The organism is Streptosporangium becharense (assembly GCF_014204985.1).
Taxonomy (GTDB): Bacteria; Actinomycetota; Actinomycetes; order Streptosporangiales; family Streptosporangiaceae; genus Streptosporangium; species Streptosporangium becharense.
The window spans coordinates 5,445,849-5,464,939 of sequence record NZ_JACHMP010000001.1; the positions used below are offsets into that span (position 1 = coordinate 5,445,849).

The 19,091-nt window shown below is 70.2% G+C and carries 21 protein-coding genes and 1 riboswitch; of the genes, 11 read left to right on the plus strand and 10 right to left on the minus strand.

Translation table 11 applies throughout. The annotated features are described in order from the left end of the window. Positions 1-91 precede the first annotated feature (91 nt). A riboswitch (cyclic di-AMP (ydaO/yuaA leader) is annotated at positions 92-241 on the plus strand. A 308-nt stretch (positions 242-549) separates the two neighbouring features. Further along, positions 550-1,539: a hypothetical protein gene (locus tag F4562_RS35195; protein WP_246473535.1), complete on the plus strand. Its 990-nt coding sequence runs from the start codon at positions 550-552 to the stop codon at positions 1,537-1,539. A 249-nt stretch (positions 1,540-1,788) separates the two neighbouring features. On the opposite strand, the gene F4562_RS23895 is transcribed toward F4562_RS35195, so the two are convergent. Next, entirely contained in the window at positions 1,789-2,454 is a 666-nt protein-coding gene (locus F4562_RS23895) for a hypothetical protein (protein WP_184541057.1), read from the minus strand. A gap of 195 nt (positions 2,455-2,649) precedes the next feature. On the opposite strand from F4562_RS23895, the gene F4562_RS23900 reads away from it, so the two are divergent. Next, a complete protein-coding gene (locus F4562_RS23900) occupies positions 2,650-3,510 on the plus strand; it encodes an alpha/beta fold hydrolase (protein WP_184541056.1) in 861 nt (286 codons plus the stop codon). 47 nt (positions 3,511-3,557) lie between these two features. On the opposite strand, the gene F4562_RS23905 is transcribed toward F4562_RS23900, so the two are convergent. From F4562_RS23905 to F4562_RS23930, 6 genes are all read right to left on the minus strand, one after another. After that, on the minus strand, positions 3,558-3,929 hold the full coding sequence (locus F4562_RS23905; protein WP_184541055.1) for a hypothetical protein: 372 nt from the start codon (positions 3,927-3,929) through the stop codon (positions 3,558-3,560). A 12-nt stretch (positions 3,930-3,941) separates the two neighbouring features. Next, positions 3,942-4,370 (minus strand): roadblock/LC7 domain-containing protein, encoded by a 429-nt coding sequence (locus tag F4562_RS23910; RefSeq protein ID WP_221206776.1) that lies wholly within the window; start codon positions 4,368-4,370, stop codon positions 3,942-3,944. A gap of 10 nt (positions 4,371-4,380) precedes the next feature. Then, positions 4,381-5,709 carry a hypothetical protein gene (locus F4562_RS23915; protein WP_184541054.1) on the minus strand — a complete coding sequence of 443 codons (1,329 nt, stop codon included), beginning with the start codon at positions 5,707-5,709 and terminating at the stop codon, positions 4,381-4,383. Between the two features lie 4 nt (positions 5,710-5,713). Next, positions 5,714-6,094: a roadblock/LC7 domain-containing protein gene (locus F4562_RS23920; protein ID WP_184541053.1), complete on the minus strand. Its 381-nt coding sequence runs from the start codon at positions 6,092-6,094 to the stop codon at positions 5,714-5,716. Positions 6,095-6,248: 154 nt separating this feature from the next. Beyond that, the gene (locus F4562_RS23925) at positions 6,249-7,460 is read right to left on the minus strand and encodes a DUF4032 domain-containing protein (RefSeq protein ID WP_184541052.1); all 1,212 of its coding nucleotides are present in this window, start codon (positions 7,458-7,460) and stop codon (positions 6,249-6,251) included. 4 nt (positions 7,461-7,464) lie between these two features. Continuing rightward, complete coding sequence (locus F4562_RS23930; RefSeq protein ID WP_184541051.1) at positions 7,465-8,112, minus strand: class II aldolase/adducin family protein; 648 nt, start codon at positions 8,110-8,112, stop codon at positions 7,465-7,467. Between the two features lie 327 nt (positions 8,113-8,439). Here F4562_RS23930 and ngcE point away from each other — a divergent pair, with 327 nt between their 5' ends. The 6 genes from ngcE to F4562_RS23960 all read left to right on the plus strand — a co-directional run bounded on the left by ngcE (position 8,440) and on the right by F4562_RS23960 (position 13,562). Next, a complete protein-coding gene (ngcE, locus tag F4562_RS23935) occupies positions 8,440-9,894 on the plus strand; it encodes an N-acetylglucosamine/diacetylchitobiose ABC transporter substrate-binding protein (RefSeq protein WP_184541050.1) in 1,455 nt (484 codons plus the stop codon). Between the two features lie 6 nt (positions 9,895-9,900). Next, positions 9,901-10,812: a carbohydrate ABC transporter permease gene (locus F4562_RS23940; protein ID WP_184541049.1), complete on the plus strand. Its 912-nt coding sequence runs from the start codon at positions 9,901-9,903 to the stop codon at positions 10,810-10,812. After that, positions 10,812-11,720, plus strand: a complete 909-nt coding sequence (locus F4562_RS23945) for a carbohydrate ABC transporter permease (protein WP_184541048.1) — start codon at positions 10,812-10,814, stop codon at positions 11,718-11,720. The genes F4562_RS23940 and F4562_RS23945 overlap by 1 nt, the downstream gene beginning before the upstream one ends. Positions 11,721-11,827: 107 nt before the next feature. After that, complete coding sequence (locus tag F4562_RS23950) at positions 11,828-12,430, plus strand: hypothetical protein (RefSeq protein ID WP_184541047.1); 603 nt, start codon at positions 11,828-11,830, stop codon at positions 12,428-12,430. Then, positions 12,417-12,704: a 4a-hydroxytetrahydrobiopterin dehydratase gene (locus F4562_RS23955; protein WP_184541046.1), complete on the plus strand. Its 288-nt coding sequence runs from the start codon at positions 12,417-12,419 to the stop codon at positions 12,702-12,704. Before F4562_RS23950 ends, F4562_RS23955 begins: the two co-directional genes overlap by 14 nt. A 276-nt stretch (positions 12,705-12,980) precedes the next feature. Continuing rightward, positions 12,981-13,562, plus strand: a complete 582-nt coding sequence (locus tag F4562_RS23960; protein WP_184541045.1) for a superoxide dismutase family protein — start codon at positions 12,981-12,983, stop codon at positions 13,560-13,562. Between the two features lie 111 nt (positions 13,563-13,673). Here F4562_RS23960 and F4562_RS23965 read toward each other — a convergent pair whose 3' ends face one another. Continuing rightward, positions 13,674-15,044: a serine hydrolase gene (locus F4562_RS23965; protein ID WP_184541044.1), complete on the minus strand. Its 1,371-nt coding sequence runs from the start codon at positions 15,042-15,044 to the stop codon at positions 13,674-13,676. 339 nt (positions 15,045-15,383) lie between these two features. On the opposite strand from F4562_RS23965, the gene F4562_RS23970 reads away from it, so the two are divergent. Then, positions 15,384-16,264 (plus strand): IS5 family transposase gene (locus F4562_RS23970; protein WP_311733956.1). Its coding sequence is split into 2 segments (ribosomal slippage): positions 15,384-15,765 and positions 15,765-16,264, totalling 882 coding nucleotides; the frame shifts between segments, so codons are not numbered across the junction. Here the strand turns inward: F4562_RS23970 and F4562_RS23975 are convergent. Both F4562_RS23975 and F4562_RS23980 read right to left on the minus strand, forming a co-directional pair. Next, positions 16,265-16,609 (minus strand): hypothetical protein, encoded by a 345-nt coding sequence (locus tag F4562_RS23975; protein ID WP_184541042.1) that lies wholly within the window; start codon positions 16,607-16,609, stop codon positions 16,265-16,267. 39 nt (positions 16,610-16,648) lie between these two features. After that, positions 16,649-17,497 carry a spermidine synthase gene (locus tag F4562_RS23980; RefSeq protein WP_246473536.1) on the minus strand — a complete coding sequence of 283 codons (849 nt, stop codon included), beginning with the start codon at positions 17,495-17,497 and terminating at the stop codon, positions 16,649-16,651. 192 nt (positions 17,498-17,689) lie between these two features. Here F4562_RS23980 and trhA point away from each other — a divergent pair, with 192 nt between their 5' ends. Continuing rightward, positions 17,690-18,358 carry a PAQR family membrane homeostasis protein TrhA gene (gene trhA / locus F4562_RS23985; RefSeq protein WP_184541041.1) on the plus strand — a complete coding sequence of 223 codons (669 nt, stop codon included), beginning with the start codon at positions 17,690-17,692 and terminating at the stop codon, positions 18,356-18,358. 151 nt (positions 18,359-18,509) lie between these two features. Then, positions 18,510-19,070, plus strand: coding sequence for an HdeD family acid-resistance protein (locus tag F4562_RS23990; RefSeq protein ID WP_311733955.1), 561 nt, complete (start codon positions 18,510-18,512; stop codon positions 19,068-19,070). The last annotated feature ends 21 nt before the right edge of the window (positions 19,071-19,091 follow it).

The window sequence follows — 19,091 nt, forward strand, 5'->3', positions numbered from 1 at the left end:
TTCGTGGGGTTTGCTTTGCTTTGTCCGATTGCACTGGGTAGTGTCCTGGTTGTTATCGGTCGGTGACCTGCCCTTCGGCAGAAGAAGGAGCGGCCGGCCGACGTCGAGTCCCGAGGGCCGCCAGGCCCCGGGAGCCGGGGACCCACCTTCCCGGGGTGAATCCGCCGCGACCCCGCGGCGGTAGGGCAACTCCACCGCCCGAACCCGTCAGCTAACCCGGTAGACGAGATGGAGAGGAGATCCCCATGGATCACCGCGTCACCGTGTCGGCGCGTTCCGTGGCCGTACCGGTCCCGTAGACCCGCGCGTTCCGTCCCGGACCCCGCACGTCCCGCCCCCGTGGCCCTTCGCGTGCCGGTTCCCCGGGCCGCCGTCGTCAGCTCACCAGACCTCTTTCACCGCGTCCGATCGCGGTGTGCTCCCACCCGCGCTCCGCGTAGCTCCCGGTAGATCCCGCTACGCCTTTCTCGTCGAGCGCGTACTCGCCCGTGCCTCCGCCGTGTGCCGCACGAGGCCGCCCTGTTCCCTCGCGAAAGAGCCCCTTCTCCCATGCGTTTCTCCTTCGGCCCGTACCGCAACCGCCTCGCGGCGGCAGTCCTCGTCGGTGCGAGCGCGCTGACGGCCGCCGGTGTCACCTCCGTGCTCCCCGCCTCCGCCGCCACCCCGGTCCTCGCCCCCGCCGTCCCGGCCGTGCACACCGCCCCGGTGGCCGACACGCCCGAGGCCGCCGGTGAGAGGGTCATGCTCCAGGGATCGACCACGGCCTCCTACTTCTGGGACGACTCCTCCGGCCGCGCCGGCGACACCGGTCTGCCCGCCAGTGGCAAGCCGATGCAGAAGGGCATGGCCGCGAGCCCGAGCTGGCCCCTGTTCACCGAGGGCTACGTCATCTACAAGGGCAAGAAGGCCAAGTTCTTCGTCGGCGACCGCGGTCCGGGCGAGCCCTCCAACCGGGGCATCATGCTCGACCTCGACGCCAAGACCTTCGCCGACCTGACCGGCGGCACGTTCAACTCCCGCACGCTCATGGTCAACGGCAACGGCGGCATGGGCCACATCAAGGTCCAGTACGTCATCACCAAGTGGGGCGACGGCGTGGGCAGGAAGAACCACCCGGTGGCCTTCTCCACCGGTGCCTGGGGCCGCAAGGACCGTAACCCGGCCACCCCGCCGAAGCCGCTCGTCGCCAAGCCCGCCCCCAAGAAGGCGCAGGAGCCCAAGGTGGTCGCGGAGCCGAAGCAGGCCGTCAGGCCCGAGGCCGAGACCGAGTCCGCCGCGAAGCCCGCCGCGAAGTCCTCCACCGAGCCCGTCGCCGCGCCGGAGGCCGGCGCGTCCGCGAACGTCGTGCCCGCCACCGGTGCCGAGGCGGCCGAGAAGGACGCCCGGAACCTGGCCGGCACCGCCAACGCCGCCGCCACCTCCCCCTCCGACTCGACCGGTGCCGTAGCGGTGGTCCTGGCCGGCCTGGCCGTCGTGGGCGGTGGCGCCTACCTGGTCACCGGCCGCCTGCGCCGCTCCACCGGCCGCCGGGGTATCTGACACGTTCCACGGTCCGGCGCCGCACCTCCGTCACGCCGCGCGCCGGCCGCGCTGCACCACGCCGCACCTGCGCCACGCCGCGCGCTGGCCGCGCTGCACCACGCCGCGCCACCCCGAGCGTCGTACTGTGCCGCTGCCGCTGCCGCTGCCGCTGCCGCTACGCCGCGCGTCGTACGGTGTCGCCACGTGTCGTACGGTGTCGCCCCGTGCCACCCCGCGCTGCCACGTCGCGCCGAACGCCGACCGCCCTCACGGTCGGCGTTCGACGGCGGCGCGGAAGCCGGGGAGCAGCTTCGTCAGCTCGGCGGCGGTGAAGATGGCGCCGAGCACCACCCCCACGGTGCCGTCGTCCGCCCAGACGCACATCCCGGTCTCGCTGAGGGAGATCTCCTCCCCCACGCAGCGGGCGTGACCGCCGAACGAGCCGGTGGGGACGGTGAACTCCCGGTCGGGTTCGCCCTCGACGAAGTCGTCGAGGATGCGGTCGACGACCGGCGCCTGCTGGTCGGCGCGGATGGTCACGTCGTAGCCGGTGAAGATGAGGTTCCGGGTCCAGTCTTGGCCCTTGGCCTTCTTGATCTCCTCGTACCGTATCTGGACCGCGTTCTGCACGGCGAGGTCGGGGACGTGGGGGCGTCGCTCCATCAGTTCCTCGCGGGTGAGGAAGGGCCACATGCCGTCGAGGCGCACGCTTCCCGCCTTCTGCGCCGGGGGGATCGTCAGGCGGTGGACGTTCCCGGCGGGAGCCGTGTCCGGGGCGCCGCCCGCGCCGGGTGTGTCAGGTGTGCCGGACGTGCACGCCGGCACCGTACCCAGGACGAGCGCGGCCACCGCCGCGGCGGCTCGGCGCCTCCGGGAGGCGGCGCGCGGACGTGGTGACCGGTGGGACGGGCGAGGGGCGGGGAACGCGAACACGGGACCTTCCTTCGTACCTTCATGCCCGGACACGTGCCGAGGCGACGAGGGCGTGCCGCAAGGTTAGGCCGTCCCTCCGCGGATGCCGTCCCCCGCCCGGCTGACCGGTTCCCCCTCGGCCGGATGACCTCCGAGCTTGCCCCCCTCTCTACAGAATGAGATTCTGTTCTGCGAGATCCGCACAGTGGGAGGGACATGACTCTGCGAGCCTCGGCGAACGGCATCGAGATCGCCTACGACACCTTCGGCTCCCCCGGGGGACGCCCGCTTCTGCTGGTCATGGGGCTGGGCTCCCAGATGATCCACTGGGATGAGGAGTTCTGCGGCCTCCTCGCCGGCCGCGGGCACCACGTGGTGCGTTTCGACAACCGCGACATCGGCGAGAGCACCCACCTGCACGAGGCCGGGGCCCCCGTCCTGGGCGGCGGCGGCCGGGTGCCGTACCTGCTGGACGACATGGCCGACGACACCGCCGGGCTGCTCGACGTGCTGGGCTGGGACGCGGCCCACGTGGTCGGCGTCTCGATGGGCGGCATGATCGCCCAGTCGCTGGCGATCCGCCACCCGCACCGCGTGCGCAGCCTCACCTCGATCATGTCCACGCCGAGTCCGCAGGCCGCCCCGCCGACCGACGCGGCGATGGCGGCCCTGATGTCGCCGCCGTCGCCCGACCGGGAGACCGCGATCCGGCGGGCCCTGGAGACCTGGAAGGTCATCGGCTCACCCGGCTACCCGTTCGACCACGAGCGGATCGAGCGGGTGGCCGGGCTGAGCTACGACCGCTCCTACGACCCGGCGGGTACCTCCCGGCAGCTGGCCGCCATCCTCGCCTCCGCCGACCGCGCTCCGGGGCTCAAGGAGCTCAGGATCCCCGCGCTCGTGTTGCACGGCGAGGACGACCAGCTCGTCCCGCTCTCCGGGGGGATCGCCACCGCCGATGCGATTCCCGGCGCCAGGCTGGTCACCTTCCCCGGTATGGGACACGACCTTCCCCGTGCCCTCTGGCCGAGGTTCGTCGAGGAGATCGACGCGCTCACCGCCGCCGCCGAGCGGTGAGCTCCGGTACGGCCCGCGCCTCCCGGGGTGCGGGCCGTACCGGAGGATCAGATTTCGAGCCGCTCCTCGATGGCGCGCAGGGTGTGGCGTGCCAGTGCGAGGTTGGCCCGGTTCCGGTCGAGCGCGAGGTAGAGGAAGAGCCCCTTGCCGCCGCGGCCGCTGATGGGACGGATGATGTGGTACTGGGTGCCGAGCGTGATGAGGATGTCCTCGATGCCGTCCTTGAGGCCGAGTGACTCCATGGTCCGCATCTTGGCCTTGACGACCTCGGTGTTGCCGGCGGCGGCCACCTGAAGGTCGAGATCCTTGGAGCCGCCGAGCGCACCCAGCGCCATCCCGCTGTTGTAGTCGACGACGACCGCCCCGATGGAGCCGTCGATCGCCAACATCTCCTTGAGAGAGATGTCCATGTTGCCCATTGGTGTCTCCGATCAGTGCGTCAGCGATATACGGGATGCGACGGCGGCCAGCCGCGCCGCCGTCTTACGGCCCTCCAGCCGGAGCAGGCCCAGGTTCGTCCCGGGGCGTGCGAGGACTGTGAGGACGATCTTGGGGCCGGCGGCGTAGCAGGCCGCGTAACCGTTGGTTCCGGAGATCAGCGTCTCCTCGAAGGCGCCCTTGCCGGCCATGTCCGTCATCCGGCGGCTGAGGGCCAGCAGCGCGGAGGAGAGGGCGCCGGTCTGCTCGCTGTCACCTTCCAGGTCGCTGGCTATCGTCAGGCCGTCGACGCTGCACGCGATGCTCCCGTTCACGTCGGGCATGCGCTCCCGCAGCAGCGCCATCTCGCGGAGCACCTCCTCGCGCAACTCCACCGGCGTCCTCCTTCCGATCAGCTTCAGCGTCCGCAGCCTTATCGGCATCGGACCAGGGTCACGTCAGTGCCTCCAATGCGTTCCTGAGCCGGATGAGCAGGCTCACGTCGGTCGGGTCCCCGGTCGCCCGGGGAAGCCGGTCCGTCGCCCGTACCGGAGAGCCCGTCCCGGCTGCCGGGATCTCCGTGGCCCCCCTCGCCCGTCTGGGCAGCGGATCCGCCACGGCAGGTGCGGCGGGCTCCATGGAGGACACTGCGGCGGACCCACCGGCGGACCCGCTGAGTGCCGCGGTGCTCGCCACGGGGGGTGCCGCGGTCATGACGAGCGCGGCGAGAACGGTGGGCATGGTGGGCACGGTGGGCATGGTGGGCACGGCAGAGGAGGCGGTCACCGAAGGGGGCACCGAGGGGGGCACCGAGGGGGGCACCGAGGGGGGCACCGTCTTTTCTGCACGCGGCTCGGGTGGGTCCTGCGACGCGGGGGCGCCTGCGGCGCGCGGGCCCTCGGAGGGCGGGGCACCTGCGTCGCGCGGGGTGAGAGCGCCTCCGGGTGCGGGGTGGCCTCCGCCCAGGGGGGCTGGGTCCGGGGTGCGGAGCAGGCCGGACGACGCGAGGCGGCGTACGGCGAGCAGCACCGAATACGCGGGGCGGCCCAGCTTCCGGGCCAGGTCGAGAGGGGTGGCCGAGGAGTCGGCGCCGATCAGCACCTCCCACTGGAGCGAGGTCAGCACCACCCGCTGGGCGGTGACGCGCCGTACCGGGACGACGGGGGAGGTGTCCAGGTCCGTGTGCGGCCAGGCCTGTTCCAGCTGGGTTCTCCTGCGTGCGCACTCCCGGAACAACCCGGTCACCTCGACGTACCGCTGCGCTCCGAGCCAGTGCCGCTCTCCCGGCCGGAACCGGGGCCGGCGCCCGCTCAAGCCGGTTCCGGAACCGGGCCTCAGGTCGGCCCCCGATCCGGAACCCGGAGCCATCCCGGAGCCGGTTCCCGGACCAGACCCCGTCCCGGTTCCCGGACCAGACCCCGTCCCGGTTCTCGGCCCCGTTCCGGTTCCCGGACCCGGCCCGGGGCCGAGTAGGAAGAACGCGGCGTCGAGCACCGCGGTCAGCGCGCAGAGCTCCAGTTCGCCCCTGGTGAGCGCACCCCGGCGGACCAGCAGCTCGCCGCCGCACGCCTCCGCGGTGGACTCCTGCCTGGCCCGGTGCACCGTCGGGGCGGGGAGCCCGAGGCCGGTGACCAGCAGGTCCTCCACCCGGGGGGCGACCGCGCTCTCGGCGTGGGTCACGCGGCCGTCGACGAGGTAGAAGGTCCCGGCCTCGCCGAGACGCAGTGACCCGGTGGCGTGGCCGCCGGCGAGTTCGTTGAGGATGGCCTCGACGCTCGACATGGGCTCACGTCGTCATCGGATCGCCGGAGAGTGCCTGCAGGCGGTGCCGGGCCAGCGCCAGGTTCGAGCGTTCGAGGTCGAGCCGGACATAAATCACCAGCGGGCCGTTGAAAACGGTCTCCAGCGGTTTCAGTAAATGGTAGCCGCCGTCCGTTGTGATGATCATGTCGTTGAGGCGGACCGTTCCTCCGGGGGAGGCGACGGCGATTGCGTCCAGGGTGGCGCGGAGGGTCTCGCTCAGGCCGGCGGCCGACTTCTCCGCATCCGGCCGGCGGCTTCCGCCACCGGTCGCCACGGCCGTCCCGCTGGTCTGATCGATGAGGATCGCGTCCAGCGCGCCGGGGATGGCCATCACCGCAGTGAGGCAGTCTTCGATTCCGAGCACGGGCTCTCCCTCGCCGCCGACTTCCAACGCGTCGCTGGGCAAGCGTAGGGAAAACCCTCAGAAATCCATTGTCTTCACCATGCTTCCGGTGAAAACCGGAAGAGGTTTCATCTACCGGGTAGAAGAATGTGCACCCCAGGTGGAGAGATTTCTATTATTCCTCGGCTATAAGCGCCTTTTCATCCGGCTTAAAAACAAGGACATTCTTCACATACGATTCCACTGCGGCGGGCAGTCCGACGTCCTGCCCGGCCTGCTCCGACATGAACCAGCGGTGGTCGAGCACCTCATGGAAGAACTGGGCGGGCTCCAGCTTGCCCCGCAGCTCCTCCGGGACCGCCTCCACGGTCGGCTGGAAGACCTCCGCCAGCCAGTGGTGGGCGACGATCGCCTCGTCCTCGTGCCGCAGCCCGCGCGAGACCCGGAAGGAGTCGAGGTCGTTCAGCAGGCGCCTGGCCTGGTTCTCCTCCACGTCCAGGCCGGTCAGGCGGAGCAGCCTGCGCTGGTGGTGCCCGGCGTCCACGACCTTGGGCCGCACGATCAGCCGCCCGGTGCCCGCCTTGCGGCGGACCATCATCTCGGCGACGTCGAAGCCGAGTGAGTTCAGCCGGCGGATCCGCTGGTCGATGATGTGCCAGTCGACCTCCTCGATGATGTCGTCGGAGGTGAGCTCGTTCCAGAGCCGGTGGTAGCGCGCGCAGACGGAGTCGGCGACCTGCTCGGGATCGATGGAGGGGTGCAGCAGCCCGCCCGCCTCCAGGTCGAGCATCTCGCCGAAGAGGTTGGTGTGCGCCACGTCGATGTCGTGCAACCGCTGACCGTCACTGATCATGGGGTGCAGCTCACCGGTCTCCGCGTCGACCAGGTACGCGGCGAAGGAGCCCGCGTCCCGGCGGAACAGGACGTTCGACAGCGAGCAGTCGCCCCAGTAGAACCCGGTCAGGTGCAACCGGACCAGCAGCACGGCCAGCGCGTCGAGCAGCCGGTTGAGGGTCTCGGGCCGGACCGTCCCCGACATGACCGCCCGGTAGGGCAGGGAGAACTGCAGATGCTGGGTGATCAGCGCGGAGTCGAGCGGCTCGCCGGAGGCGTCGGTCCGGCCGGTCACCACGGCCACCGGTTCGACGGAGGGGGTGTCCAGCCGGCTCAGGTCCCACAGCAGGCGATACTCCCGCTTTGCGTAGTACTCGCTGATCTCCTTGATCGCGTAGACCCTGCCGGAGAGCCGGGCGAAGCGCACCACGTGCCGGGAGATGCCCCTGGGCAGGGAGACCAGGCGGTGCTCCGGCCACTGCTCCAGGGGGACGTCCCAGGGGAGGCGGATGAGGTCCGGGTCGCTCGGGGTGCCGGTGAGCTGCAGGGGCATCGGGTCAGTCCTCACGACGGGGGAACGTGGGCGGGTCGAAGGCGCGCTGGACGACGGCGGCGAGCTGTTCCTCGGTGAGCACCCTGGGCTCACCGACGCCCTTGGCGCGCACGTAGACCTCGCAGAGCCACTCCAGCAGCCTGGTCGCCTCGAACGCGGCGTCCAGGTCGTGGCCGATCGTGATCCCGCCGTGGTTGGCGAGCAGCGCCGCGCGCCTGTCCTTGAGCGCGGCCCGTACGGAGGCGGCGAGCTCGGGGGTGCCGTAGGTGGCGTACTCGGCCACCCGGACGGCCCCGCCCAGCAGCAGCGCGGTGTAGTGGATCGGCGGCAGCTCGGTCATCGTCGTGGCGACCACGGTGCCGAAGGTCGAGTGGGTGTGCACGACGGCGCCCGCGGTGGTGGCCGCGTAGATCGCCAGGTGCATGGGGGTTTCGGACGAGGGTTGAAGGTCGCCCTCGACGAGGTGGCCGCCGACGTCGACGACCGGGCACGCCTCGGGCTCCAGCCGCTCCAGGGAGACGCCGCTGGGCGTGACAGCGACCAGGTCGCCTGAGCGTACGCTCAGGTTGCCCGCGGTCCCGACGACCAGTCCGAGCGCCGCGGCCCGATGACCGTAATCGCACAACATGCGACGTTGTTCCGCCAGCAACATGACGTCAAAAGTAGGGGGTTGCGGTATCGGGCGGCAAACTTCATTATCTGGTCTAGACCGCCCCGCATCTCCTGGGGGCCGGAGGGTGTGATTCCCCGATCCCGGTGGGGCCGTGATGTCAACGGTCAGCGGGAAGAACGGGGTAATTCATCCCCTTCCACCGCGTCATTCTGCTTCTCGTCGCGGGGTTGCTACCGGAAGTGTCGCGGGGACATCACGGCTCGGTCTAGACCGGTCGCAACCTCTTGACGACGAATCTGGGGATACGTACGTTCGGGCGCACGTTTAGGAAACTTTCCTAATTGATTTCCGGCCCAGGAGGGTTGCATGTCCAACTCGGCTCGTACGCCCGGAGACATCACTCGGCGGCAGATGCTCCGCCGGCTCGGCATGACCGTCCTGGCCGCCGGTCCCGGGGCCGGGCTGCTCAGCGCCTGCGCCGTCGGAGGCCCCTCCGCGTCTTCGGCCGCCCCTACGGCCACCGCCTCGGGCGGTGCGGTCTCCGCGGCGAACCCGTTCGGCGTCGCCGCGGACGCGCCGCTGGAGGTCGTCATCTTCAAGGGCGGTCTCGGTGACGGCTACGCCCTGGAGGTGCACGAGCCGCTGTACAACAAGAAGTTCCCGCAGGCGAAGATCAAGCACGTCGCCACCCAGCAGATCGCCCAGACCCTGCAACCGCGCTTCGCCGGCGGCGACGTCCCCGACATGATCGCCAACTCCGGCACCAACCTCATGGACAACGGCGCGCTCCAGCAGGAGGGCCAGCTCCTCGACCTCACCGAGCTGTGGGACGCCCCCTCCGTCGACGACCCGAGCAAGAAGGTGCGCGACACGGTCGCGCCGGGCACCGTCGAGTCGGGCTACATCGACGGCAAGCCGTACCTGATGAACTACGTCTTCTCCGCGTACGGGCTCTGGTACGACTCCGCGCTCTTCCAGGAGAAGGGCTGGACCCCGCCGAAGACCTTCGCCGAGTTCAAGACCTTCGCCGAGACCGCCAAGGCCGCCGGGATCACCCCGTTCGCGTACGCGGGCAAGAACGCCGCCTACTACGCGTACTGGATGATCCTCATCTCCGCCGCGAAGATCGAAGGCAACCAGCTCCTGATCGACGTCGACAACCTGGCCGACGGCGTCTGGCAGCGCGAGTCGATGAAGCAGTCCGCCGCCGCCTGGGCCGAGATCGGCAAATACATGGACAAGTCCTTCGAGGGGTTGATCCACACCGAGGTGCAGCTCCGGCAGAACCAGGGCAAGGTCGCCCTCTACCCGTCGGGCTCCTGGCTGGAGAACGAGCAGAAGAGCCAGACGCCCGAGGGCTTCAAGTACGCCCTGGCGCCAACCCCCAGCGTCACCGCGGCCGACAAGATGCCGTACGAGGCCATCCGCGCCACCGCCGGGGAGGCGTACATCGTCCCGGCCAAGGGCAAGAACCCCAAGGGCGGCCTGGAGTACCTGCGCATCATGCTCTCCAAGGAGGGTGCGCGCGGCTTCACCGAGAAGTCCGGCAACATCACCGTGGTGACCGGCGCCGCCGACGGCCTGGAGCTGTCGCCCGGCAACGCGAGCGTCAACGCCGCGCAGAGCGCGGCCGGCGAGAACATCGTCACCTACAGCAGCTTCGAGAACTGGTACAAGGAGTTCGAGACCGAGCTGCGCAAGCAGACCAACGCGCTGATGTTCGGCCGCATCTCCGCCGACGAGTTCTGCGCCAAGATGCAGGCCGCCGCGGACAAGACCAAGGCCGACTCCTCCATCACCAAGCAGAACCGGACGGTGTAGCCGACCATGCGGCACGGCAGGTATCCGTTCGTCGTCGGCTTTCTCGCCGCGCCGGTGCTCCTCTACGTGGTCTTCGTGATCAGCCCGTACCTCCAGGCGTTCTACATCGCGCTGACCGACTGGAAGGGCCTGTCGGCGACCCCGCGGTTCGTCGGCCTGGAGAACTTCACCAGGCTCCTCGACAACGAGGCATTCTGGGCCGCGGTGCGTCACCACGGTGTCCTGCTGCTCGCCATGCCGCCGGCGACCATCGTGATCGCGCTGCTGTTCGCCTTCCTCCTCAACGTGGGCGGCGGGCAGCGGGGCGGCCGGATGACCGGGATCTGGGGTTCGAAGGTCTACCGCGTGATCTTCTTCATGCCCCAGGTCCTGGCCGTGGCCGTGGTCGGCGCGCTCTTCCAGGCGATCTACCGCCCGGACGAGACCGGCGTCGTCAACGGGCTGCTGGCCAAGGCCGGGATCGAACCGGTCGGCTGGCTGATCGATCCGGATCTCGCCCTCTGGTCGATCATCGGCGTGATGGTCTGGCAGGGCGTGGGCTTCTACGTCGTGCTCTTCTCCGCGGGCATGTCGTCCATCCCCAAGGACGTCTTCGAAGCCGCCGCGCTCGACGGCGCGGGCCGGTTCACCCTGTTCTTCCGGATCACCCTGCCGCTGCTGTGGGACACCCTGCAGGTCGCCTGGGTCTACCTGGGCATCGCCGCCTTCGATGGATTCGCCCTGGTCCAGGTGCTCTCCGTCAACCTCGGCGGCCCCGACAACGCCACCACGGTGCTGCCGCTGGAGATCTGGCGCACCGCGTTCGGCCCCTTCAGGTTCGGCTACGCGTCGGCGATGGGCGTGGCGCTGTTCTTCATGACCATCACGTTCGCGGCGCTCACCCTGCGCGTGACCCGGCGCGAGAGGATCGAGTTCTGATGGCCACGGACACCGAACCCAAGGCCGCCGTCCGGGCCCCGGCCCCCGCACGCGGCCCGCGCGCCGGGACGGGGAACACGCCGGGGGTCTTCGGCACCCTGTCCCACCTCGCGCTGCTGGTCTGGGCGATCCTGATCATCGGCCCGATCCTGTGGACGTTCCTCGCCTCCTTCAAGACCAACACCGAGATCTTCGGCGACCCCATCACGCTGCCCGCCTCCTTCGGCTGGGACGCCTGGGGGTGGGCCTGGGAGAAGGCTCGCATCGGGCGGTACATGCTGAACACCGTCTTCGTGGTGGCGTGCAGCACGGCCGGGACCATGCTGCTGGGGTCGATGGCCGCCTACGTGCTGGCCCGCTACAGCTTCCCCGGCAACCGGGCGATCTACCTCCTGTTCGTCTCGGGCATGACCTTCCCGGTCTTCCTCGCGCTGGTCCCGCTGTTCCTCGTGGTGCGCAACCTCGGCCTGATCGACACCCACCTCGGCGTGATCCTGGTCTACATCGCCTACTCGCTGCCGTTCACCGTCTTCTTCCTCACGGCGTTCTTCAGGACGCTGCCCACCTCGGTGGCCGAGGCGGCGATGATGGACGGCTGCTCGCACACCCGGACGTTCTTCCAGGTCATGATGCCGATGGCCAAGCCCGGCCTGATCAGCATCACGATCTTCAACGTGCTGGGCCAGTGGAACCAGTACCTGCTGCCGCTCGTGCTGCTGACCGGAAACGTCGAGGACAGGTGGCTGATCACCCAGGGCATCGCCAACATCTCCGTCAGCGCCGGGCACGAGGCCAACTGGCCAGGCCTGTTCGCCGCGCTGAGCATGGCCATCGTCCCGGTAATGATCGTTTACATCGTCTTCCAGCGCCAGATCCAGTCGGGTCTCACCTCCGGCGCCGTCAAGTGACCGCATCCGGCCAAACCTCGGGGCTCGGCGCGTAATCCCGGGAGGGGTGCGGGGAGTCGTTCATATTCGGAAACGACTCCCGCCCCCCTCCCACGGAGACCCGATTCATGGCCCACCCCGACGAGGCTTTCCCCTTCCCGTTCTTCGGGGCGGGGGAGGCCGGTTACTACATGTGGGCCGAGGTGCACGTGCGCTTCGGCCGGCAGCCCACCACCTCCCAGCGCGCGGTCATCGAGGACACCGTCCCGCCCCCGCTGCGCGGATCGGTCAGCTGGTGCGGGGGACGCCAGCTCATGGTGGCCAGCGGCCTGTTCCTGCACGGCGCGCTGGTGCGCACCTACCCCCTCGCCGCGGGGGAGAACGACCGGATCGGCGACGACGGATGGCTGTACGCCGCCCCCTCACGGGTCGCTGCGCTCAACGCCGCCATCGAGTCGTGGCTGCTGGACATCCACCGGGAGTGCCCGGTCCTGGCCGCCTACCGGGCCGAAGACCCCGACGGCGGCGGCACCCGCCTGTCGGCCTGGCACGACTGGAGCCTGGGCCGGTTGCCTGAGCTGTTACCGGAGCTGGAACCGCTGCTGGAGGAGGGCGGCCACGCCACGTCGATGGCCCGCGGCGTCCTGGCCATGGCTCGCCGCGCGGGAAACCTGCAGGGGCTTGGCGTCTTCGCCGGGAACATGCTCTCCTGGTCCGATGGACCTGCTTGACGACTCCGCGGTGGAGCAGAAGCTCGCCGCCGTGCCCGAGTGGCGGCGCGAGGGCGACGAGATCCGCCGGACGATAACCGCCTCCGACTTCCCGACCGCGATCCGCATCGTGGACGAGATCGCGGTCGAGGCCGAGAAGCTCAACCACCACCCCGACATCGACATCCGCTGGCGGAGGCTGCACCTGGCGCTCACCACGCACGACGCCGGCGGCCTGACCGAGATGGACTTCAGGCTGGCCTCCCGGATCGACGAGATCGCCGCCGCCCACTGACGACACGGAGGAGATCCGCCACCGGCGCGTGCGAAGCACGCGCCGGTGGCGTTCGGGGAACTCCTGCCGTCGGTGGCGGGAGCCCCCAGAGGGCCGGCGAGCGGGTGCCGCCGGTGCGCGGGTGACGGCCACCGGTCCCGTGACCTGCGGGGTGTCTCGACGCGGGACGCGGGACGTTCCGTGCGTCCTGCCGGAAGCGGTGAACACCATGCGTGATCATACGATTACTCGCTATGGTGGCGCTGCTCTTGTCCGGCCCGGCCGAGGAGATCGCCGATGCGCAGCACCCTGGGAGCTCTCACCGCAGCCGTCGTCCTGCTCGGCACGGGGTGCGGCCAGCAGAGCGCCGCCCCGCATCCCGCAGGGCACGCTGCCGCCTCGTCGCTCCCCCCGGAGGTTCGCCTCGTCGGAGGCGGCACGCTCACCCCGCCCGCACCTCGCGCCTCCGCCGTCGTCTACGACACCGCGCTGGTGCCCGCCGGTGCGGCGGTCCGGGTCACGGCCGAGTCCGGGGCGGTCCTCGCCACCTCCACGCTCACGGTCAGCGGCATGCTCCCCCATCGCACGTACGGAGCGCACCTGCACGTCAACCCGTGCGGCTTCCGGCCGGACGACGCCGGGCCGCACTACCGGCAGTCCCACTCCCACTCCCACGCGAGCGCGCAGACCGAGGTGTGGCTGGACGTCACCACCGACGCGCGGGGCGGGGCCACCGCCACCACCAGCCATGACTGGGCGTTCCTCCCCGGCCGGCCGCCCCGTTCCCTGGTGATCCACGCCGAGGCCACCCGGGCCTCGGGCGCGAGGGCCGGTGACGCGGGCCCCCGCGTCGCGTGCGTCACCCTGGCCGAACGCTGAGGCCGCGACCGGGCGGGCCTGCCCGGTTCCACCGCCGGGGGCCATCGGGGAGACGGGGCCACCAGGGACAGGGACGGGGCCGGTCACCGGGGAGGGGACGGGCCTGCTGCCCTACTTCCCGGTGGCCAGCGTGAACCCGCCCCGGCTCAGCGAGATCAGCTCGGAGACGACCTTCGACTCGTCGAACGCCCTGGCCGGGTCGTTCGCCAGCACGGTGACCACGTACGTCCTGCCCTTGGCGGAACGGGCGAAGTACGACAGGTTCAGGACCCCGGGCTCGGAGCCGCCCTTGGCCCACACCGTCGGCCACTTCTCACGGTCCAGGCCGATGCTCAGGTCGTTGACCGACATGGCCTCGTCCACCTGCTCACCGTCGAGCGTGGCCAGCCCGGCGTAGGCACGGCAGACGTCGCGCGGCGAGCCGAACCACTCCACCGTGTTGATCTCGCGGGGCCTGTCCCACATGGAGAAGCTCTCCAGCGTCTGCTTGGCGAGGGTCTCCTCCAGGTAGGCGCGCTTGTCGGCGACGTCGACGTCCAGGTAGGTCCGGGCCTGATCCGGGTAGTTCACGCCCTTCAGCAGGAACATCTCCCGGGTGGTGAGGAAGGGGATGTTCCGCTTGTCGTGCTTGGACCAGCGGCGCATCGTGGTCTCCACGGCCTCGCGGCCGACGGTGCGGATCAGCAGGTCGGTGGCGGTGTTGTCGCTGATGGAGATCATCAGCCGGGCCGCCTCGCGGACCGTGGTGGTGCTGTTGTCGGGCCTGCCGTTCAGCCCGCCCGCACCCAGGCTCCGCCACTCCGGCTTGATCGTGAGCTCGGTGTTCCAGCTCAGCTCACCGGCGCGGATCTTCTCGGCCACGGCGCCCAGCACGTAGACCTTGAAGATCGAGCCCAGCGGCTGGACCTTGTCCGGCGCGACCGTGTGCGCCACCCTGCACCGGCCGTCCGCGTCGATCTCGGCGGCCAGGAAGCCCACGTTGGACGCCACCTCGCGCAGCCGGGCGTCGAGCTCCTTCCAGCTCTTCGGCGCGGCCGGGATCTGCGGCTGCGGGGATCTGATGGCGATCGAATTGATCTTTCCTTCGCCGTCCACGCCGAGCTGAAGGGTGAACCGCTGCCCGCCGAGGGTCCCGGTGCCCTCCAGCGCGGTGGGCGTCACCGTGGTGAGCTTCTCCAGCTGGTACCCGGCCACCTGCTTCGCGAAGTCGTTGAAGCCCTCGACCGTCAGTGACGCCAGCGCGTCGGCGTTGAAGTGCTCGCGCAGCTCGCTCTCCGCGATCGGGGTCCGCGACAGGGCCTCCAGGAACCAGCGCAGCTGCCGCCCGGCGGGGCTGTCGGGGATCTCCGGGACGGCCGACACCTCCACTGCCGTGGCGGCGTCCGGGGCGGTGAGCGCCACCGCGGGAACCGCTGCCGCGGGGACCGCCGCGGCAGCCAGGGCGAGGGTGAGCAGGTGCCTGGGTCGTAACGGCAACCGCATGGGCTCTCCTTCACACGAGGGATCTCAAGGTTTCACGGAGGACTGACTACCTTTCCGATGACCATGATCCGAAACCGGAAGCCGCTTCCGGAAGGGCCGCCGGGCGGTTCTGGTCGTACGCGCGCTGCCACGACCGCTCCCGGCCCGCCGGATGCGGCGCCACGACTGCTTCCGATTGACCGGACACGGCGCCACGACCGCTCCCGGCCCGTCGCGCACGGCGCCACGACCGCTCCCGATTCACTGGACACGGCGCCACGGCCGCCTCCGGCGGTGGCCGGGCTAGGTTCTGTCCGGCGGATCATGTGACCGTCTTGCCTTGGGGTCATTATTCCGGTCGTGGGGCGGGGCGATCTGACACATGACGAGTGGGCGCGACTTGCGCCGCACCTGCCGAAGTCCGGGCGCCGGGGTGGTCCTTGGAGCGACCACCGCAAGGTGGTCAACGGGATTCTGTTCCGGATCCGCACGGACATCCCGTGGCGGGATCTGCCGGAGCGGTTCGGGAGCTGGAAGACCATCTATGAGCGCCACCGTCGGTGGTCCGCGGACGGCACCCGGGACAGGATCCTCCAGGCGGTCCAAGCCGATGCCGATACCCAAGGGCGGGTGGACTGGGGCATGGTGAGCGTCGACTCCACCTCGTGCCGGGCCCACCAGCATGCGGCCGGGGCGCCGCGCAGAGCACCGCGGCTTCCGAAGAGGAGATCGACACCTCGCAGCACCGCTCCGACGAAGGACTCGGACGCTCCCGGGGTGGTCTGACCTGCAAGATCCACCTTGCCGGGGAGGGCGGTTGTCGGCCGCTGGCCCTGCTGGTCACGCCTGGCCAGTGGGGCGACAGTCCGCAGCTGATCCCGGTGCTTGAACGCATCCGGGTCAAGCGACCGGGCGGTGGCCGTCCGCGCACGCGCCCCGATCACCTGGGTGGCGATAAGGCTTACAGCTCCCGCCGCAATCGTCGCTACCTGCGCGGACGGCAGATTAAGCGCACCATCCCCGAGCCGAGGGATCAGCGGGCCAACCGCCGGCGCCGGGGCAGCCGGGGCGGACGGCCCGTCGGTTTCGACAAGGAGTTGTACAAGCGCCGGAACGAAGTTGAGCGCACGATCAACCGGCTCAAACACTCGAGGGTCGTGGCCACGCGGTATGACAAACGCGCTTACGTCTTCCATGGCACCGTCACCGTGGCCTCGACCCGCCTCTGGCTCAAGCCATGATCAGCCCGCCTCTAGAGCGTCTGCCCGCCGCGTCAGGTCTGCTGCGATGTCGTCCCAGTCCGGTCCGTGCAACCACAGGTTCTCGGCGGCCTTTCGCATCAGCGCCGGCTCGTCCGGTCGCTGCAAAAGCACCAGCCGATAGGACAAGTTGCAGGCCCAGACCGGCAGATGGCCGTCGACCACGTGCGGGCAGAGCTCACGCAGCATGGCCAGGATCGAATCCGCGCCGGCAAAGGTCAGTTCCTCGAGGAAGTAGCGCTCCTGATGGTCGAGGTCGCACTCTGGCGTAGGTCGGTACTCGTCTCCGTAGAGACACCGGGCGTGCTCCGTCAGGGTGCTGTGCATGTTCTGGAGTGTATGACGCCTTGATCCGCCGGACAGAACCTAGCCGAAGACCGCCGGGGGCGGGACGGGGACCACCACCGCGTCGCCGTCGTTCAGCGGCCGGGCACCGGCGACGAACTTGACGAGGTCCTCGCCGTGCACGCAGCGGGCCTGGGTGAGACCGCCCGCGGCCCTGCGGGTCAGCGCGGGCAGCGGCAGCGCCGCGCGGGAGGCGATGACGATGAGGTTGCCGAAACGGCGGCCCCGCAGCACGCCGGGCTCGGCCAGCAGCGCCACCCGGGGGAAGACCCCGCCGACGGTGGCGAGCACCCTGCGGGCGAAGGCGAGGCCCTTGCCGTCGGCGACGTTGACCAGCAGGGTTCCCGCCGGACGCAGCACACGGGCGACGTCTCCCATGTACTCGGTGGTGGCCAGCTCGATCGGCATCGTGGCACCGCTGAAGGCGTCCAGCACGAGCAGGTCGGCCGAGGCGTCGGCGAGCTCGGCGGTGGCGGCGCGGCCGTCGAGGATCTTCACCTTGAGCCTGGGCACGGACTTCAGCCGAAGCTGGTCCCTGACGAGCTGGACCAGGCCGCCGTCGGGCTCGGCGACGACCTGCCGGGAGCCGGGGCGGGTCGCCGCCACGTAACGGGGCAGCGTGCAGGCGCAGCCGCCCACGTGCACGGCGTCCAGCGGCCCCTCGTCGAGGAGGTCGACGACGTCGGCCATCAGCCGTACGTACTCGAAGTCGAGGTAGGTGGGGTCGTCGAGGTCCACGTACGACTGCGGGACGCCGTCTTTGGAGATCACCCAGCCGGAGGAGCGGTCGAGGTCCTGCAACAGGTCGACCTCGCCGAAGGTGACCGGGTATCGGCCCGGCATCGGTTCCCGCGGTTCCCGCCTGGCCATCGCCCTGATCCTCTTCTCTCCGCTGACCCACCCCGGGGAAACCCCCGGAACAAACCGTATGCGCAGCCGGGTGCTCACCGCTCCTGTCGCCGGCCCCGAGGCCGGCGGTCGTGTCTCCTTCCGCGGCCTCGGTGGCGGTGGTGTAGGAAGGGTCACAACCTACGATCCAGTAAGTTACGATACCGTAGGTTCATGACCTCGACCGTCACCGACAGGCTCGCGGAGACCGTCAAACCCCGTCTCCGCGGCTGGTTGCACGCCGGAGCGCTGCCCGTGGCGCTCGTTGCGGGTTTCGTCCTCGTCGCGCTGGGCCCGACCCTGCAGGCCCGGCTCGCCGCCGCGGTCTACGCGATCACGTCCGGCCTGCTCTTCGGCATCTCCGCCACCTACCATCGGAGCACGCTCTCCCCGCGGCAGGAGGCGGTTCTGCGCCGCCTCGACCACGCCAACATCTATCTGATCATCGCGGGCACCTACACCCCTTTCGCGTTGCTCGCCCTGGAGGGGACGGCCCGCGCGGCGGTCCTCGGGGTGGTGTGGGCCGGCGCGATCGCCGGGGTGCTGTTCCGGGTGGTGTGGACCGGGGCGCCCAGGTGGCTGTCGACCGCGCTCTACATCGTCCTGGGCTGGACGGCGGTCTTCGTCCTGCCCCAGCTGGTGGCGGGGGCGGGCGTGGCAGCGGTGGCGCTGGTCTTCGTCGGCGGCGTCCTGTACACCGCCGGGGGGATCGTCTACGCCATGCGCCGTCCCGACCCCGCCCCCCGCTGGTTCGGCTTCCACGAGGTCTTCCACGCCTTCACCATCGCGGCCTACGTGGCCCAGTACGTGGCGGTGTCCCTGGTCGTCTACACGGCGGCCTGACGCTCCGGAGCGCGCGGGGCTCCAGGACGCGCCGGGGCGTTCACGGCACTCCATGACGCGTCGAAAGCTAGTCCGATTTGACCCTTTTGTGGTGTCCGGTAGGGGGTCCTACGGAAAGGAGACAGTCAAGCGACAAAGAAGGGGGGCGGAAGTGGACGAGCTATCCCGCACCTGGTGGGTGTATCTGGTCCGGGGTGCGTGCGCGATCCTGTTCGGCCTGCTGGCCGTCGTCTGGCCGGACATCACGCTCTACGCCCTGGTCGTCGTCTTCGGCGCCTTCGCCGTCGTCAACGGGGTCTTCTCGCTGTTCAACGCCGGGCGGGGAGGATCTCGGGCCTGGATGATCCTGGCCGGTGTCGTGGGCATCCTGGCCGGTGTCGCGGTCCTCCTCTGGCCGGGGATCACCGCGCTGTCCCTGCTGGTCCTCATCGCGGCCTGGGCCATCGCCGTCGGCATCCTGGAGATCGTGGCGGCGGTCCGGCTGCGCAAGGTCATGGAGGGTGAGTGGACCTTCATCGTCAGCGGTGTGCTGTCGGTGCTGTTCGGCCTTCTGCTGCTGGCCTGGCCGGCGGCCGGCGCGCTCGCCATGATCTGGCTCATCGGCACGATGGCCATCGTCTACGGCGTTGCCCTGCTGATGCTGGCGTTCCGGCTGCGGGGCCTCGGCATGCGGAGCCCCGGCGCCCCCGGCCGTACGCCCCGGGCGGCCTGAGAGCCCGACTCTCGCCTCGTG

Excerpts from the sequence above, each read along its gene's own strand:
- F4562_RS35195 (WP_246473535.1), top strand. The coding sequence starts at position 550 with ATGCGTTTCTCCTTCGGCCCGTACCGCAACCGCCTCGCGGCGGCAGTC.
- F4562_RS23900 (WP_184541056.1), top strand. The coding sequence starts at position 2,650 with ATGACTCTGCGAGCCTCGGCGAACGGCATCGAGATCGCCTACGACACC.
- F4562_RS23905 (WP_184541055.1), bottom strand. The coding sequence starts at position 3,929 with ATGGGCAACATGGACATCTCTCTCAAGGAGATGTTGGCGATCGACGGC.
- F4562_RS23910 (WP_221206776.1), bottom strand. The coding sequence starts at position 4,370 with ATGCCGATAAGGCTGCGGACGCTGAAGCTGATCGGAAGGAGGACGCCG.
- F4562_RS23915 (WP_184541054.1), bottom strand. The coding sequence starts at position 5,709 with ATGTCGAGCGTCGAGGCCATCCTCAACGAACTCGCCGGCGGCCACGCC.
- F4562_RS23925 (WP_184541052.1), bottom strand. The coding sequence starts at position 7,460 with ATGCCCCTGCAGCTCACCGGCACCCCGAGCGACCCGGACCTCATCCGC.
- F4562_RS23930 (WP_184541051.1), bottom strand. The coding sequence starts at position 8,112 with ATGTTGCTGGCGGAACAACGTCGCATGTTGTGCGATTACGGTCATCGG.
- ngcE (WP_184541050.1), top strand. The coding sequence starts at position 8,440 with ATGTCCAACTCGGCTCGTACGCCCGGAGACATCACTCGGCGGCAGATG.
- F4562_RS23940 (WP_184541049.1), top strand. The coding sequence starts at position 9,901 with ATGCGGCACGGCAGGTATCCGTTCGTCGTCGGCTTTCTCGCCGCGCCG.
- F4562_RS23945 (WP_184541048.1), top strand. The coding sequence starts at position 10,812 with ATGGCCACGGACACCGAACCCAAGGCCGCCGTCCGGGCCCCGGCCCCC.
- F4562_RS23950 (WP_184541047.1), top strand. The coding sequence starts at position 11,828 with ATGGCCCACCCCGACGAGGCTTTCCCCTTCCCGTTCTTCGGGGCGGGG.
- F4562_RS23955 (WP_184541046.1), top strand. The coding sequence starts at position 12,417 with ATGGACCTGCTTGACGACTCCGCGGTGGAGCAGAAGCTCGCCGCCGTG.
- F4562_RS23960 (WP_184541045.1), top strand. The coding sequence starts at position 12,981 with ATGCGCAGCACCCTGGGAGCTCTCACCGCAGCCGTCGTCCTGCTCGGC.
- F4562_RS23965 (WP_184541044.1), bottom strand. The coding sequence starts at position 15,044 with ATGCGGTTGCCGTTACGACCCAGGCACCTGCTCACCCTCGCCCTGGCT.
- F4562_RS23975 (WP_184541042.1), bottom strand. The coding sequence starts at position 16,609 with ATGCACAGCACCCTGACGGAGCACGCCCGGTGTCTCTACGGAGACGAG.
- F4562_RS23980 (WP_246473536.1), bottom strand. The coding sequence starts at position 17,497 with ATGGCCAGGCGGGAACCGCGGGAACCGATGCCGGGCCGATACCCGGTC.
- trhA (WP_184541041.1), top strand. The coding sequence starts at position 17,690 with ATGACCTCGACCGTCACCGACAGGCTCGCGGAGACCGTCAAACCCCGT.